Annotated in this window: 15 protein-coding genes and 1 pseudogene; 10 read left to right on the top strand and 6 right to left on the bottom strand. The window is 73.4% G+C overall.

What is annotated here, in order from left to right; genetic code table 11:
• Positions 1-20: 20 nt before the first annotated feature.
• A pseudogene (locus tag ACH4NX_RS05115) lies at positions 21-1,261 on the bottom strand (cytochrome P450).
• 208 nt (positions 1,262-1,469) lie between these two features.
• Here ACH4NX_RS05115 and ACH4NX_RS05110 point away from each other — a divergent pair.
• Positions 1,470-2,312, top strand: coding sequence for an MBL fold metallo-hydrolase (locus ACH4NX_RS05110; RefSeq protein WP_398126946.1), 843 nt, complete (start codon positions 1,470-1,472; stop codon positions 2,310-2,312).
• A gap of 60 nt (positions 2,313-2,372) precedes the next feature.
• On the opposite strand, the gene ACH4NX_RS05105 is transcribed toward ACH4NX_RS05110, so the two are convergent.
• Positions 2,373-2,990 (bottom strand): hypothetical protein, encoded by a 618-nt coding sequence (locus tag ACH4NX_RS05105; RefSeq protein ID WP_351400168.1) that lies wholly within the window; start codon positions 2,988-2,990, stop codon positions 2,373-2,375.
• 99 nt (positions 2,991-3,089) lie between these two features.
• Entirely contained in the window at positions 3,090-3,503 is a 414-nt protein-coding gene (locus ACH4NX_RS05100) for an SRPBCC family protein (protein ID WP_398126947.1), read from the bottom strand.
• A 169-nt stretch (positions 3,504-3,672) separates the two neighbouring features.
• Between ACH4NX_RS05100 and ACH4NX_RS05095 the strand changes: the two genes are divergently transcribed.
• Positions 3,673-4,857, top strand: coding sequence for a PP2C family protein-serine/threonine phosphatase (locus ACH4NX_RS05095; RefSeq protein WP_398126948.1), 1,185 nt, complete (start codon positions 3,673-3,675; stop codon positions 4,855-4,857).
• A gap of 41 nt (positions 4,858-4,898) precedes the next feature.
• Here the strand turns inward: ACH4NX_RS05095 and ACH4NX_RS05090 are convergent, their stop codons facing one another.
• Positions 4,899-5,237, bottom strand: a complete 339-nt coding sequence (locus ACH4NX_RS05090; RefSeq protein WP_398126949.1) for a hypothetical protein — start codon at positions 5,235-5,237, stop codon at positions 4,899-4,901.
• Between the two features lie 187 nt (positions 5,238-5,424).
• On the opposite strand from ACH4NX_RS05090, the gene ACH4NX_RS05085 reads away from it, so the two are divergent.
• The 3 genes from ACH4NX_RS05085 to ACH4NX_RS05075 are packed head-to-tail and all read left to right on the top strand — an operon-like array spanning position 5,425 to position 7,192.
• Complete coding sequence (locus tag ACH4NX_RS05085) at positions 5,425-6,177, top strand: nucleotidyltransferase family protein (RefSeq protein WP_398126950.1); 753 nt, start codon at positions 5,425-5,427, stop codon at positions 6,175-6,177.
• The gene (locus ACH4NX_RS05080) at positions 6,174-6,467 is read left to right on the top strand and encodes a BON domain-containing protein (protein WP_351400173.1); all 294 of its coding nucleotides are present in this window, start codon (positions 6,174-6,176) and stop codon (positions 6,465-6,467) included. The genes ACH4NX_RS05085 and ACH4NX_RS05080 overlap by 4 nt, the downstream gene beginning before the upstream one ends.
• Entirely contained in the window at positions 6,467-7,192 is a 726-nt protein-coding gene (locus tag ACH4NX_RS05075; RefSeq protein ID WP_351400174.1) for a metallophosphoesterase, read from the top strand. Before ACH4NX_RS05080 ends, ACH4NX_RS05075 begins: the two co-directional genes overlap by 1 nt.
• Before the next feature lie 15 nt (positions 7,193-7,207).
• On the opposite strand, the gene ACH4NX_RS05070 is transcribed toward ACH4NX_RS05075, so the two are convergent.
• Positions 7,208-7,849: an N-acetyltransferase gene (locus tag ACH4NX_RS05070; RefSeq protein WP_351400175.1), complete on the bottom strand. Its 642-nt coding sequence runs from the start codon at positions 7,847-7,849 to the stop codon at positions 7,208-7,210.
• A 111-nt stretch (positions 7,850-7,960) separates the two neighbouring features.
• Here ACH4NX_RS05070 and ACH4NX_RS05065 point away from each other — a divergent pair, with 111 nt between their 5' ends.
• The 4 genes from ACH4NX_RS05065 (at position 7,961) to ACH4NX_RS05050 (ending at position 12,298) form a co-directional block, all read left to right on the top strand.
• On the top strand, positions 7,961-10,450 hold the full coding sequence (locus ACH4NX_RS05065) for a nitrate reductase (protein ID WP_398126951.1): 2,490 nt from the start codon (positions 7,961-7,963) through the stop codon (positions 10,448-10,450).
• A complete protein-coding gene (locus ACH4NX_RS05060; RefSeq protein WP_351400805.1) occupies positions 10,447-10,938 on the top strand; it encodes a hypothetical protein in 492 nt (163 codons plus the stop codon). The genes ACH4NX_RS05065 and ACH4NX_RS05060 overlap by 4 nt, the downstream gene beginning before the upstream one ends.
• 171 nt (positions 10,939-11,109) lie before the next feature.
• Positions 11,110-11,658 (top strand): DoxX family protein, encoded by a 549-nt coding sequence (locus ACH4NX_RS05055; RefSeq protein WP_351400804.1) that lies wholly within the window; start codon positions 11,110-11,112, stop codon positions 11,656-11,658.
• 76 nt (positions 11,659-11,734) lie between these two features.
• Positions 11,735-12,298, top strand: coding sequence for a hemerythrin domain-containing protein (locus tag ACH4NX_RS05050; protein WP_398126952.1), 564 nt, complete (start codon positions 11,735-11,737; stop codon positions 12,296-12,298).
• A gap of 169 nt (positions 12,299-12,467) precedes the next feature.
• Here ACH4NX_RS05050 and ACH4NX_RS05045 read toward each other — a convergent pair whose 3' ends face one another.
• On the bottom strand, positions 12,468-13,475 hold the full coding sequence (locus ACH4NX_RS05045) for an NAD-dependent epimerase/dehydratase family protein (protein ID WP_351400802.1): 1,008 nt from the start codon (positions 13,473-13,475) through the stop codon (positions 12,468-12,470).
• A gap of 594 nt (positions 13,476-14,069) precedes the next feature.
• On the opposite strand from ACH4NX_RS05045, the gene ACH4NX_RS05040 reads away from it, so the two are divergent.
• Positions 14,070-15,311, top strand: coding sequence for an MFS transporter (locus ACH4NX_RS05040; protein WP_351400801.1), 1,242 nt, complete (start codon positions 14,070-14,072; stop codon positions 15,309-15,311).
• Positions 15,312-15,425: the final 114 nt, after the last annotated feature.

Below are 15,425 nucleotides of genomic sequence, written 5' to 3'. Positions count from 1 at the left end.
CCGGCCGGTGCCGGTCCGCGTCAGGGCGCGTGTACGCCGGTGACGGCGAAGCCGCTGCGCGGGCGGGTCGGGATGCGGCGCAGCGGGATGCGCAGGTCCTGCTCCGGGACCGTGTACTCCAGGAGGGCCAGCCGCACGGCCAGGGACTCCAGCAGGCCCACGGTGATGCGCTCGCCGGGGCAGCGGTGTCCGGTGGCGGGGTCGCCGCCGCCCTGCGGGATCAGCTCGTCGGGGTCGGCGGGCCGCTCCAGGAACCGCTGTGGCCGGAAGGTGTACGGGTCGCCCCAGAGCTTCTCGTCGTGGTGGTGACCATAGACGTCGAGCAGCAGGATCCCGCCGGCCGGGACGGACTCGCCGTGCCAGGTCAGCTCCGTGACGGTCCGGCCGCCGAGGAACGGGGCGAACGGGTAGAACCGGCGGACCTCGTGGGCGAAGGCCGTGGCGAACGCGCCGTCACCGGCGCGCAGCCGCTCCCGGTGGGCCGGCCACCGGTACAGGGCGTGGGCGGCGAAGGCCACGAACCAGCTCACGGCGGCCGTGGGGCGCAGCACGTTCAGCAGTTCCACCGCCGCGGTCCCGGCGTCCAGCGGTCCGTCCGGGCCGTCGTGGTGCCGGGCGACCCGGTCGAGCACCGAGTCCGCGGGGGCGGAGACCTTCCCGCGCCGTACGTCCTCGACCAGGCGGGCCATGCGCGCCTCCTGCCGGGCGCGGGCGCGGCGGGCCCGCAGATGGCGCGGTCCCGGGGTGGCGAAGCCGTCGACCATCGTGATCAGGTCCCGGGCCAGTGGCTCCGCGTCGACGGCCTGGGGCGGGAGTCCGGCCCAGCGGCAGACTCCGCGGGTGAGCACCACGCCGGCCTCGTCGAACAGCACGACGCGGGGCGCTCGCTCCAGGAGCGTACGGCCTCGTCCCAGGCAGCGGTGACGTGCTCGGTGAGGCCGGCCACGCGCTCGGGGTCGAGCAGCGGCAGGAAGAGTTCCTTGCGGGCGCGGTGGGCGGCCCCGTCGAGGGTGTGGACCGCGCCCTGGCCGAACAGGGTGTCCAGCACGGGCGCGGGGATGGCACCGTGACGGTGGACGTGTCCCTCGTCGTAGAAGAAGCGCACGGCCTCCGGTCCGCGCACGGCCAGCGCGGGCCTGCCGAGCAGCCGGGTGCGCAGCACGGCGTCGGCGCTGTCGCGCATGCGGTTGGGCAACCAGGCGTACCCCTCGGTGAGCAGCGGCAACGTGCGGTCCATCAGGGGGCGTCGGTGTGCGTCCATGGCCGACGAGTGCCCTGGGCCGCCGCACGGACACCCGGGCCTGTCGGGTCTGGTCGGGCGGGGCGGGCGCGGTGCCGTCGACGCCCCGTCGGCGGGGTTGTGGCGGCGGGGTGAGCCGTCGTGGGAGGGGTACTCCGTCCTCCCGTGAGGGTCCGCCCCGAGCGGCCGGGCCCGGCCCCCTGCTCCCGGACAGGATCGGATCGCCCTTATGCCCCCGTCTCCGGACGACTCCCTGCGGATCCACTTCGTCGGCAACGCGACCGTGCTGCTCCAGTACCGGGGGCTGAGCCTGCTCACCGATCCGAACTTCCTCCACCGCGGCGAGCGCGCCTACCTCGGGCACGGTCTGGTGAGCCGCCGCCTGACCGAGCCCGCGCTCGGACCCGGCGACCTGCCAAAGCTCGACGCCGTGCTGCTGTCACATCTGCACGGCGACCACTGGGACCGCAGGGCCCGGCGGCGGCTGCCACGGTCGCTGCCGATCGTCACCACCCCGCACGCCTCCCGCAGACTGCAGGGTCTGTACGGGTTCCACCGGGCCGTGGGGCTGCGCACCTGGCAGGCGGAGACCGTGCGGCACGCGGACGCGCAGGCGCGCATCACGGCGCTGCCCGGCCGGCACGCCGGACTCCCCGCCCTGCGGCGCCTGCTGCCGCCGGTGATGGGCAGCCTGCTGGAGTTCGGCCCGGCCGACGGCCCCGCACGGCACCGGCTCTACGTGTCCGGCGACACGCTGCTCTTCGACGGCCTGGACGAGATCGCCCGGCGCTGTCCCGGACTGGACCTGGCCGTGCTGCACCTCGGCGGCACGACGCTGCCCGGCGGTTTCGTGGTGACCATGGACGGGCGCCAGGGCGCGGAACTGGCCCGGCGCCTCGACCCCCGGTTGATCCTCCCGGTGCACTACGACGACTACACCGTCTTCCGCTCCCCGATCGACGCCTTCCTGGCGGAGGCCGACCGGAAGGGGCTCGCGGACCGGATCGTGCACTGCCGGCACGGTCAGCGGGCCGTCTTCCGCCCGGACGGCGGGCCGCCCGTCGTGACGTAGCCGGCGCCGCCCGACCGCCCGTCCGGATGTGGCCGGCGCCGCCGAGGAGGCGTCGGCCGGTCAGTACAGCTTGTCGACGGCCTTGACCGTGGTGGCCCCGAAGTCGGCCACCTGAGCGTGCTCGAAGGTGCCCATCTGCCCCCACTGCACGACGGTCACGGTCCTGCCGTCCCGGCCCACCGAGAACAGGCCGATGTCGGAGGCGCCCCACTCGGCGACCGTGTGGACGCCGTAGACGTGCGCGCCCTCCTCCACGTTCAGCCGGCCGTAGTACTTCTGTGTGGCGGTGACGTCGGGGTACCGCTCCATCACCTTCCGCGCGCAACCGGCGAGGTCCTCACGGAGCAGGGCGGCCAGCCTCCCGGCCCGCCGCTCGCTGCGCTCGACGACCGTGACCTGGAGGGCACCGGTGTCGTACTCGGTCCAGTACCGGCGGTGGGAGGCGGTGGACGGCAGCGCCTCGCCGACGCACATCGGCAGGGGGTCCGGCTGCCCGGCGGTGACCGGCCCGGCGTGCCAGCCGGAGGTGGCGTGCGGCGGCAGTTCGGCCGGCTCCAGGAAGGCGGGCGGGCCGGGGCGCGGCGCCGCCGCGGTCGCCGGGACCGTGGCCGCGGCGAGCGCGGCGCCGGCCGCCAGCGCGGTCACCGTGGCGCGGACCGCTCGGTTGTGGACGTGCATGTTTCCCCCATGACGGTTCGTCGGTATCGGTCGTTCTTTTCCCCGTACGACCTGTACGACCCGACATGGGGGCGAAGGGTTGCCCTTGTCCCCGCGAATTCACCCGGCCGCGTTGTCGGTGCGCCTCCGCACCTGCTCCTCCAGGCGCCGCAGGCTGCTGTCGAGGGCGTCGGCCACCGTCCGCTGCCCCGGGTCGTGTCCCTCGTCGAAGAACGACAGGTGCACCGTGACCTCGCTGGCTCCGCTGTCCAGTCCGGCGACCTGCAGCCAGCCCGCGTAGCTGCCCTGGTCACGGGTGCCCCACTCGAGCCGCATCTGCTCGGGCCGGGCGCTCAGCAGTGCTGAGGTGTCCTGGTCGGTGCGGTCCTCGTGGACGGTGACGGCGGGCGGCTCCTCCGGCTCCACGTGCAGGTCCCGGGGCAGCCAGGTGTCCAGCTGCCCGACGTCGGCGGCCTGGTCGAAGACCTGCTCGGGATGGGCGGGCATGGTGCGGGAACGCTCGTACTCGGTCATGCGGCACCACTCCTTCGCTCTCGGTGTCGTACGACGTGACGCGTGCCCTGTCCGCACGGACCGAAGCGCCCGGCGGGCGATCCGCTCGACGGGCGAGGCCCGGCGGGCGGTGCCAGACTGCTGCGCAACGTGCCCCGTCCCGACGGGTTTCTCGACGAGGGGAGACGAGGTGTCGACGTCAGAGACGAGCGACGCGCCGCTGTACGAGTTCCTCGCCGATCCCACCCATCTGACGCTGGACCTGGCCACCGCCCTGAACCGGTGCACCAAGGCGCTGGGCCTTGAACACGCCGCGGTCTACCTGGTCGATCTCCAGCAACGGCATCTCGTGCCACAGACCGACGTGGCGTCGGCCATCCCCGTCGACAGTTCACTGGCGGGCTGGGCCTACCGGACGCAGGCGCTGCGCGTCGAGGAGTCCGAAACGGGCGGCGTCACGGCGTGGCTGCCCCTGGTGGACGGCGCCGAGCGGCTCGGGGTACTGGCGCTGCACTCGTCCGCGCTCACCTCCGCCACACTGACCCGCGGGCGGGCGCTGGCCTCGCTGCTGGCCATGATGATCACCTCGAAGCGGGCGTTCGAGGACTCCTTCGTACGGCACACCCGCACCGAGCCCATGCACCTCCCCTCCGAGATGCTCCGGGCGTTCCTGCCGCCGCGCACCATCGGCAACGCGCACGTCGTGTCGACGGCCGTCCTCGAACCGGCCTACGAGCTCGGTGGCGACGCCTTCGACCACTCGCTCACCCCGACGACACTGCACATCTCGGTCATCGACTCCATGGGTCACGACCTCGCCTCCGGTCTGACGAGCGCGGTGGCGCTGGCCGCCTGCCGCAACGCCCGGCGCAACGGATCCGATCTCCCCGCGCTCGTGGAGTGCGTCGACGACGCGCTGGCCCGCTGGCTGCCGGACCAGTACTGCACGTCGGTCCTCGCCCAGCTGGAGTTCGAGACCGGTCTGCTGCGCTGGAGCAACTGCGGCCATCCGGCGCCGCTGCTCATCCGCGGCGAGCAGCTGCTGGTCGACGCCCTGGAGCGGGAAGCCGATCCGCCGATGGGCGCGCCGGCCCGTCTCTCCCCCGACCCGCGCCGGACGCACGAGACACGGCTGGAGCCCGGGGACCGAGTGCTGATGTACACCGACGGCGTCACCGAGGCGCGTACCCGGGAGGAGAAGCTGTTCGGGCTCGAACGGTTCGCCGACTACGTCATCCGGGCCACGGCCGGGGGCGAGCTGGCCCCGGAGACGCTGCGGCGCCTGATCCACTCGATCCTGGACTCGCAGGCCGGCGGGCAGCTGCGGGACGACGCGACGATCCTGATGTTCGAATGGCGGCCGCCGGGCCGCTGACCCGCCGTCGCTCGGTCGACGCCCCGTCGGTGGCGGGCGGGTCAGACCCGGTGCCCCCGCGCACGCAGCCACTCGTGCACGACGTCCTTGTCCGACGGGGTGATCCGGACGGGGCCCGCCACGTAGGGGCCCTCGTCCTCGGTGAACCCGGTGTCCGTGATCCTCGCGGTGACCCAGGTGGCCAGGTCCTGGGCGGCCCGCTCGGACAGAGCGCCCCGTTCCCAGCCGGTACGGGCCTCGTGCTCCGCGGCACGGTCGTGGTGCCCGGTCTCCGCCAGCCATGCCGCCACCAGCCGCTCCACGGTCTCGATCCGGTGATCATCGGGCCCGGCCGGGTGGGCCCCCGGACCGGTCCGCTGCCGCTCCTGCTTGTCGTTCATGCCGTCCGAGTGCCCGGAATCCTCCCCGCGCCTCACCTCCGGGACGGCCTTCGTGTCGGCGGTACCGCGCCGGGTACACGGGATTCCAGGGGAGGACCGGCCCGACGCGATCGCTCCGGTTCTCGTCGGACCGATCGACGGTTCTCGCCGGACCGATCGAAGGGGACAGCCCGGGAAGGGGACAGCGATGACGCAGCCCGCCGACGACCGCGCTCTCGAGCAGCGCGCCGGCGTTTCCGAGCTCCGTCTGGCAGCGGGGGACCCTCAACTCGTCCCCCAGAACGAAGCGCGCCACGAGGATCTCCCGCTCGACCGCAATCAGGCGATCCTTCAGGCGGCCAAGCAGGTGGGTTCGATTCTGAAGAAGGAGGAGCATCCGTTCGCGCTGGCCGGCAGCGTCGCCGTGTACGCGCACGGCGGCACCCAGAACCTCCAGCACGACGTCGACTTCTGTATCCGGCCCGAGGACGCGGAGGCGGTCGCGGCGACGCTGCGGGACGCGGGCCTGGCGGTGTACACGCCGCCCGAGGACTGGCTGCTGAAGGCGAACTGCCTGGGTCAGCAGGTCGACCTCATCTTCGAGCTGGCGCACGAGCCCGTCACGGAGCAGCTGCTGGCGCGGGCCCAGGATCTCTCGGTCGACTCGGTGCTCATGCCGGTCCTGTCGCCCACCGATCTGCTGCGCGGTCTGCTGGCGGCCTTCTCGGAGCACCACTGCGACTTCGGGGCGGTACTGCCGATCGCCCGCACGCTGCGGGAGATGATCGACTGGGACGAGCTGCGCCACGACTGCGGGGACGCCCCGATGCCCGCCGCGTTCTTCTTCATCCTCGAACGGCTGGAGATCATCTCCCCGGCCCCTTCCGTAAGCTCCGTGAACTCCGTGAACGCCGCGGACGCCGTGGACGCCGCGGACGCCGTCAAGGAGGAACAGCGATGAGTGACCCCGTCGCACACCAGGGCCCCGCGGCGAGCGACACCGCTTCGGCCGGGAACGTCGAGTACCGCGTGGCCCACCTGCACGACCGGCTCGCCGCGGAGGAGCTCGGCGAGCTCGGCGTGCGGGCCGAGATCCGGGCCGGCGCCATCGTGATCACCGGCACGGTGCCCTCCGCCCAGTGCCGTGAGACCCTCCTGCGCATCGCCCACGAGGAGCTGGCCGGGCTCACCGTGCACACCGACGTCCTGGTGGCGGAGACGACCGGCCCCGACCACGCGGAGGAGCTGTGATGATCCGTGTCGCCGCCGTCGGAGACATCCACATGGGGCCCGACAGCCAGGGGCTTCTGCGGCCCGCCTTCGAGACCCTGCCCGACTGTGCCGACCTGCTGCTGCTCGCCGGGGACCTCACCCGGCACGGCACCCCGCAGGAGGCTCGGGTGGTGGCGCGGGAGGTGCGCGACCTGCCGGTTCCGGTGGTGGCCGTCCTCGGCAACCACGACCACCACGACGAGCAGCCCGAGAAGGTCACCGCCCTCCTCCAGGACGCCGGGGTGAGGGTCCTGGAGGGCGAGGGCACCGTGGTGGAATGCGCGGGGACCCGGGTGGGGATCGCCGGGACCAAGGGGTTCGGCGGCGGCTTCGTCGGACGCAGCGCGGGCGAGTTCGGCGAGCCGATCATGAAGGAGTTCGTGCGCACCACCCGCCGTTCGGCGGACAGTCTGCACGCGGCGCTGAAGGAGCTGGGCGACGAGGGCTGCGCGGCCCGGGTGGCACTGACGCACTTCTCCCCCGTCGCCGACACGCTCGCCGGGGAGCCCTTGGAGATCCACCCGTTCCTCGGCAGCTACCTGCTGGCCGAGGCGATCGACACGGCCGGCGCGGACCTCGCCGTCCACGGCCACGCCCACCTGGGCTCGGAGCACGGGATGACGGCGGGCGGCGTACGGGTGCGCAACGTGGCCCAGCCCGTCATACGCCGGGCCTTCAACGTCTACCGGCTGGGCACCGCCTGACCGCCGCCCCGTGCGTCAGGTCCGGCCGGTGTCGTCCGTCGTACGTCCGAGGCAGGTGACGTCCGCGGGGTCCAGGCCCGCCGTCTCGATCTGGTGGAAGCCCATACGGTCGTAGAAGGCCCTGGCCGGTGTGTTGGCCGTGGCCATGACCAGGTGGACGGACGGCACCCCTCGTTCCCGCAGCGCCTGCCAGAACGCGCGCATCAGCGCCCGGCCGTATCCGCGGCCCTGCCACTCGGGCAGCAGGTCGATGTGGAGATGGGCCGGGTACGGGGCCAGTTCGGGGACGATCATCCGCTCCGGGTCGTGCAGCAGTCCGGCCATGACCTCGTCCGGGGTGCCGGGCGGGCCGTCCGGCGCCGGGTATCGGTCCGCGAACCGCGGCAGCCACTTGGCGCGGAACTCCTCCGCGAAGCGCGAGGTGTCCGCCGTGCCGAGGATGTAGCCGACCGCCCGGCCGCCTCCGTCGTCCAGCACGAAGGCCAGGTCCGGATCCAGGTGGACGTAGGGGGCGGCGAAGATGGCGGGCAGGACGGCGGGGTCGGCGTACACGGGCCGGCTGTCCCGGCCGTTGTGCGCGGTGCGGATGCAGATGTCGTCGAGGGCCGGGGCGTCGGCGGGACGGTACGGGCGTACGGCGGCAGTCGGGGTGGTCACCGCAGTATCCTGCCCGCCTGAGAGCGCTCCCACAAGCGGTCCGCGTCGATTCGTGACGCCCGGGTACCCGGCGGCCGGCAGTGTGACGCACTTCTGGTGGGAGGCCCGGTGATGCAGGATTCCGCGGACCGGATCGCGCGGCCGTGGGGCGCGAGGGTGCCCTACGGCCGGCACGAGACCTGGCCGGCCCGGGTGGACACCTTCCTCGCGGACGGGGTGGAGCCCGAGGCCGTGCAGCGATGGGTGCAGTCGGCGTCGATTCTGCACTCCGACGGCGACGCCATGGACATCGCGGTGGCCGACGGCCGGATGGTGGGCGTACGGGGCCGGGACGTGGACCGGGTCAACCGGGGCCGGCTCGGCCCCAAGGACCTGTTCGGGTGGCAGGCGAACGCCTCCCGGGACCGGCTGACCCGGCCGCTGGTGCGGCGGGACGGGCGGCTGGTGGAGACCGACTGGGACACGGCTATGGACCTGGTGGCCGCCCGCTCGCGGGAACTCCTCGACGAGCGGGGCCCGGGCTCGATCGGCTTCTACACCTCCGGCCAGCTCTTCCTGGAGGAGTACTACACCCTCGCGGTCCTGGCCCGGGCCGGCATCGGCACCAACCACCTCGACGGCAACACCCGGCTGTGCACGTCGACGGCCGCGGAGGCGCTGAAGGAGACCTTCGGCTGTGACGGTCAGCCCGGCAGCTACGACGACTTCGACCACGCCGACGTGGTCGCGCTGTTCGGCCACAACATCGCCGAGACCCAGCCCGTGCAGTGGATGCGGCTGCTGGACCGGCTGGAGGGGGCCGATCCGCCCCGCCTGCTGTGCGTCGACCCCCGCCCCACGCGGGTCGCCCAGCACGCGGCCGTGCATCTCGCGCCCCGCGGCGGCACCAACGTCGCCCTGCTCAACGCGCTGCTGCACGAGACGATCCGGCACGAGCGGATCGACCGCGACTTCATCGCCGCGCACACCGTCGGCTTCGAGGAGCTGGCCGACCGCGTCGCCGGCTGCACGCCCAAGTGGGCCGCGGACATCTGCGACGTCCCCGCCGCCAGGATCGAGGAGGCGGCCGAACTGGTCGGGACCACCGACGCGTTGGTCTCCACCGTCCTCCAGGGCGTCTACCAGTCCCACCAGGCCACCGCCGCGGCGGTGCAGATCAACAACCTGCACCTGATCCGGGGCATGCTGGGCCGCCCGGGCGCCGGTCTGCTCCAGATGAACGGCCAGCCCACCGCCCAGAACACCCGCGAGTGCGGCGCCAACGGCGACCTGCCCGGCTTTCGCAACTGGCAGAACGACACGCATGTCGCCGACCTCGCCAAGGTGTGGAACGTCGAACCGGAGGCCATCCCGCACTTCGCGCCGCCCACGCACGCGATGCAGATGTACCGGTACGCCGAGCAGGGATCGATCCGGATGCTGTGGATCAGCGGCACCAACCCCGCCGTCTCCCTGCCCGAACTCTCCCGGATCCGCTCGATCCTGACGCAGGAGCGGCTGTTCACGGTGGTGCAGGACCTGTTCCTCACGGAGACGGCGCAGCTGGCCGACGTGGTGCTGCCGGCCGCGACCTGGGGCGAGAAGACCGGCGCGCTGACCAACGCGGACCGCACGGTGCACCTGTCCCAGAAGGCGGTCGAACCCCCCGGCGAGGCCAAACCCGACCTGGAAATCTTCCTGGACTACGCGCGGCGCATGGACTTCCGGGACAAGGACGGCGGCCCGCTGATCACCTGGGACGACCCCGAGTCGGCGTTCGAGGCGTGGAAGCGGTGCAGCGCGGGCCGCCCCTGCGACTACACCGGCCTGTCCTACGCCAAGCTGCGCGACACCAGTGGCATCCAGTGGCCCTGCGACGAGTCGGCCCCCGAGGGCACCGCGCGGCTCTACACGGACGGCATCAGCTGGGCCCACCCGGACGTGTGCGAGAGCTACGGCAAGGACCTGGAGACCGGGGCGTCGCAGGAGGTCGTCGAGTACCGCTCCCTCAACCCCGACGGCAAGGCGGTGCTGAAGGCCGCCGCCTACCGGCCGCCGCACGTGGAGCCGGACGAGGAGTATCCGTTCCAGCTCACCACGGGCCGGACGATCTACCACTTCCACACCCGTACGAAGACCGGGCGGGCGCCCCAGCTCCGCGACGCCGCCCCGGACGTGTGGGTGGAGATCTCCGCCCAGGACGCGGACCGGCTCGGCCTCGGCGAGGGCGACCTGGTCGACGTGGCCGGCAGGCGCGGTTCGCTGCGGGGACGGCTGCGGGTGACCGGCATCCGTCCGGGGCTGCTGTTCGTGCCGTTCCACTACGGCTACTGGGACACCGAGGGCGGGTCCGGTCCGGGTCCGGACACTCCCGGGCGGGCGGCGAACGAGGCGACCGTCACCGACTGGGACCCGGCTTCCAAGCAGCCGCTGTTCAAGACGGCCGTCGCCGCGCTCACCCTGGTCGAGCGCGGCGACGGCCGGCCGTCCCCGGCACCGACCACCACCGCGTCGGCACCGGCCGCCGCCGGCCTCGCGCCGCCCACCGCGGGCGGATCGGCGGCGCACACGGCACAGACACCGACGGATTTCCCGCACGGCCGTGAGGAAGGCGCCCAGTGAACGGCATCACCCTGACCCTGCGCACGCTGCACCGAGGCGAACGGCGCCTGGCGCACGACCTGGTGACCGCCGCCGAGCGGCACCGCACCGAGCACGAGGTCCACCACGTCGCCACCGACCTGGCCGTCTGGTCGCGCGAACACGTCCGGCGGCTGGCGGAGGTCGCCGCGCACCAGGACGTGAAGCTGGGCGACCCGTCGGACCCCTCCTCGGACGGCGTCTTCGCGACGCTGCGGAAGAAGGCGTCCCAGGCGGTGGTGCACCGGCCCGAGACGGGTCTGCTGCTCCTGCGCGACCTGCGGGAACTGCACGTCGCCGCCGCGGAGAACTCACTGCACTGGGAGATGCTGGCCCAGGCCGCCCAGGCGTCCGGGGACGGCGAGCTGCTGGAGGTCGTCTCCTCCTGCCATCCGCAGACGCTGCGCCAGATGCGCTGGACCAACACCATGATCAAGAACCTGTCGCCGCAGCTTCTGAACAGCCTGTGACCTGCGTGGAGCCCACGCGACGCGGTACCCGCGAGCGTCGGGGCCGCGGCGGGCGCCGAATGGCGCGGCCCGGTCCGGGCACCTGATGATCCCAGTGGGCATCACGCCCCTGGCAACCCCTGCCCGTTCTCCGGTACCCCATGGAGAGCAGCGAGAGAGCGAGAGAGCGTCATGAGTCTTTTGCGTATGGCCGGCCGTCCGATGCTCGCGTCGATGTTCGTCGCGGGCGGTCTCCAGTCCCTGCGCAGGCCCGAGGACGTGGCCCCGGCGGCGGAGCCGGTCGTGCGGCCGGTGACCGACCGCGTGGCGGTGCTGCCGGACCGCACCGAGCAACTCGTACGGCTCAACGGCGCCGTCCAGGTGGCCGGTGGGGTCATGCTCGGGCTCGGCCGCTGTCCGCGGCTGGCCGCGCTGGCCCTCGCGGCGACGCTGGTCCCCACCACGCTGGCGGCGCACCGCTACTGGGAGGCCGAGGACCCGTCCGACCGCGCCCAGCAGCGCATCCACTTCCTGAAGAACCTGTCCATGATGGGCGGGCTGCTGATCGCCGCCGATGACACCGGCAGTGCCCCCTCGTTGCTGTGGCGCGGCCGGCACGCCGCGCAAGACCTGCGGCACGACGCCCACTTGGTGCACCGTTCGGCCCGGGCCGCGGCCCGTCCCGCGGCGGCCGCGGGTGGTGTCCGGGCCAAGCTGGACAGCTGCCGAAGGGGGCGTTAGCCCACTGAGTGCGGGGGGACCCGACGCTCGTGGCGGGGCGGCCCCGCGACCGCCACGACCTTCAAGGAGGTGGAGCATGGGACACGGAGGAAACGTCATCGACGAGCTGACGACCGATCACCGTGAGGTCGAGGAGCTCTTCGGCAAGATCGAGGCGCTGCCGTCAGGTCACAAGGACCGCAAGCTGTACGCCGATCAGGCCACCATCGAGCTGATCCGGCATTCGGTGGCGGAGGAGGCGTATCTCTACCCGGCCGTCCGTGAGCACGTGGCCGACGGCAGTGCTCTCGCGGACAAGGAACTCGAGGACCACGCCGAGGCCGAGCAGATCATGAAGGACCTGGAGGGCTGCGCGTCGGACGACGCGGAGTTCGACCGCTTGATCGGCATGTTGATGAGTGAGATCCGTGAGCACGTCGCCGACGAGGAGGGCAACCTCTTCCCGAGGCTCCGGGAGGCGTGTCCGCCGGACGCCCTGGACCAGCTGGGCGACAAGGTCCGTCAGGCGAAGAAGACGGCACCGACGCGACCTCACCCGTCCGCCCCGGACAAGCCCCCGATGAACAAGCTTCTGGCACCCGGAGCAGGCATGGTCGACCGGGTGCGGGACGCGATGTCGGGGCGGGGCAAGTCCGGCTGAACGCGGCGCCAACGGCACCTCAGGCCTCGCCCGAGGGGCCCGTCACCTCTGTCGGTGACGGGCCCCTCGGGCTCTGTCGGTGACGGCCCCTCGGGCGAGGCCGAGGTGTGCGAGGCCGAGGCCGGTCAGCCCGTCGGCGGGCTTCGCACGGTCCGGGGCGGGGCGCTCTTCACGCCCACCACTCCCCCGCCCGCTCGCTCGTCGCCGTCGGGACCGGGTCGGGCCGTCCGCGGAGTGCGGCGACGGTGCGTTCCAGCCCGTCCTGCCAGGTCACACCCGGCAGCCAGCCGAAGATCTCGCGGGCGAAGCCGGTGACCGGCGAGGCTTCGGCGGGCCGGTCACCCGCTTCGCCGACGAACGCCAGCGGCGAATCGGAGCCGGTCAGGTCGATCACCCGGCGGGCGATCTCCAGGGCCGTGGGCTCCTCGTCACCGCCGATGTCCACGGGCCGTACCGAGCGGCCGGCCGCGACCAGCAGCACGCCGTCGACCATGTCGTCGACGTAGCACAGGGGGTACGTCCGGCTGCCGTCCCCGGGGACGGTGACCGGCCGGCCGGCCAGGGCCTGCTCGATGAAGGCGGCCGGTGTTCCCCCGTCGTCCGTCCGCATGCCGGGGCCGTAGCCGGTGAACAGCCGGACGATCCCGGCGTTGGAGCCACGCGCTCCCGCCTCCGCGGCGACCAGGGCCTCGGAGAACCGGACGGCCTCGGCACAGGCGTTGTGCGGGCCGAAGGGGTCGGCGTCGTTCCCCTGCTGGGCGTCGGGCGGCGAGGAGGCGAGCAGGAACCGGGCGCCGTCCCGGCCGGCGACGGCCAGCGCGGCGCGGGTGCCGAGGCTGGCGGCGTCGAGGATCTCCACGGGCCGCTCCGGCCAGGCGGCCGGGGACGCGGGGCCCGCCAGGTGCAGGACCAGGTCGTACGGGCCGGTGAGGGCGTCCGCGCAGCCGACCTGGGAGACGTCCCGTTCCAGGAAGCGGAAGCCGGGGCGGCCCGCGAGGTGGGCCACCTTCTCCGCCCGTCCCGTGGAGAGGTTGTCCACGCAGTCGACTTCGACATCCGAATCGAGCAGGCGGGTGCACAGGTGGGAGCCGAGGAACCCCGCGCCGCCGGTCACCAGGACGCGGTCCCAGGGCGGGCGGGCCGCTGCCCGCGGGCCGAACGCCGCCATCGGCATCATGAGGACGACCTTCCTTCCTCCGCGAAGCGCTGCCGGAGCACGGACCGGCGCACTGGCTGAGCGCCGGCAGAGCACTGGCAGAGCGCTGACCAGCGGGCCCCGGGTGCCCCACCGAGTCGCTTTCATGCTCTGGCGGCTGCCGTGGCCCTCCCGTACGGCCGCGTCGCCCGCCGGACGGACGGACGCGTGGACAGACGTTACGAAGTCGCTGTGGCCGCCGTCACGGTCGCCGGCCTCCGACGTCCGGCGGCCGGGAGGCTGTGATCAAGCACACTCGGGCCGCCAAACACGTGTCACGGGACGGGAATTGGGTTCTCCCCGCCGAGACCGGGGGCGAGTACCGGCGATGACTCGCCGGTCCCTTCTGCCACGATGGTCGGCGCCGTCATCCGGCTTCAGTGGAGTGGCCGCGCAACGCAGCCGGCCTTCTCGCTCCCGTCCCGTCCCCCCTGGGTCTCACGACTCGTCTTCGAGTGGCGCACTGTGTCTTCTTCCCCTCCCCCCGCCCCGCCGGCCCCCGCGGCGCCTGCTCCCGCCTCCGCACCGGCCGAGGCCGAGTCCCGTTCGCCGTGGCGGTCCCTGAGGTACCGCAGCATGCGCTGGTGGTCGGTCGCGAACTTCGTGTCGAACGCCGGTACGTGGATGCAGCTCACGGTGCAGAACCTGCTGGTCCTGCAGATCACCGGGTCCGCCGCCGCGACGGGCCTGTCGATGTCCGTCCAGGCCGCGCCCGCGCTGCTGATCAGCGTCTTCGGTGGCGCGGCCGTCGACCGCTGGCCGCGGAAGCTGACCGCCGCGGTCAGCCAGGCACTGCTCGGCGCGGTCGCGTTCGTGACGGCGCTCCTGGTGGCGCTGGACCGGATCGACGTGACCACCCTGATGGTGCTGGCCGCCGTCACCGGCGTCATCGCCACGATCGACGGCCCGGCGTGTTCGCTGCTGGGCAACGACCTCGTCCCGGCTCAGGACGTGCCCTCCGCGATCGGAGTGGGCGCGCTGGTCCACCAGGCGGGCCGGCTCACGGGCGCCGCGCTGGCCGGCGTGACGGTCGGCTTCCTCGGCACGGCCGCCGCCTACGCCGCCAACGGGCTCTCGTTCCTGTTCGTGGCCTCGGTCGTCCCCTTCCTGCGTCCGGCACGCGGGGCGGTCGAGCACGTCGCCGCGAAGCGCCGCGGTGAGGCGGACACCATGACCGTGCGCGAGGGACTGGCCTTCTTCGCACGCCGTCCCCGGCTGCTGGCGCTGGCCGGTGTCACCGGGGTCAGCGCGGTCTTCGGCCGCAACTACCAGCTCACCCTGGCCGTCCTGGTCACCGGGCCGCTCGCGGGCGGCGCCGGGTCGTTCGGCACGGTCTCCACGGTGCTGGCGGCCGGCGGCATCGTCGGCGCGGTCCTGGGCGCCCGGCTGCGGAGGCCTTCCGTACGGATCGTGGGCGCGCTCGCGGCGGCGGGCGGACTGCTCCAGGTGGTGGCCGGACTCTCGCCGTCGCTGGCCGTCCTGCTGGTGATGGTGCTGCCGATGGCCGTGGTGGAGTCCGTCTCCGACACCGCGGGCACCGCGGTGCTCCAGACCGACCCGCCCGCGCACATGCGGGGCCGGGTGCTCGGGGTGTGGGGCAGCATCGGCACGGTGTGGAGCCTCGGCGGCCCACCGGCCCTCGGCCTGCTGATGGAACTGGCCGGTGCGCGCGGCGCGCTCATCGCGGGCGGACTGGTCATCGCCTGCACCATCGGCGCCGGCCACCTCCTGCGAGAGCGCCGGTCCACCACGCCGGTGGCGGTGCGGGCCGGGGACGCCGACGCGCCCGGGCAGGCTGCGCTGGGGACGGCCGCCTGAGCGGGTGGCCGGGCCGGCCGGGGGCGGCCGGCCCGCGCGGACCTGCCGTGGCGCCGTGCTCCGGCGTCGATACCGGCCGGGGGTGAGTGACGGGGACCGGCGCCGGGCGGACGC

The organism is Streptomyces sp. NPDC017225 (assembly GCF_044331465.1).
Taxonomy (GTDB): Bacteria; Actinomycetota; Actinomycetes; order Streptomycetales; family Streptomycetaceae; genus Streptomyces.
The sequence above is the reverse complement of the archived record's forward strand: the minus strand, read 5'-3'. Positions and strand labels throughout refer to the sequence as shown.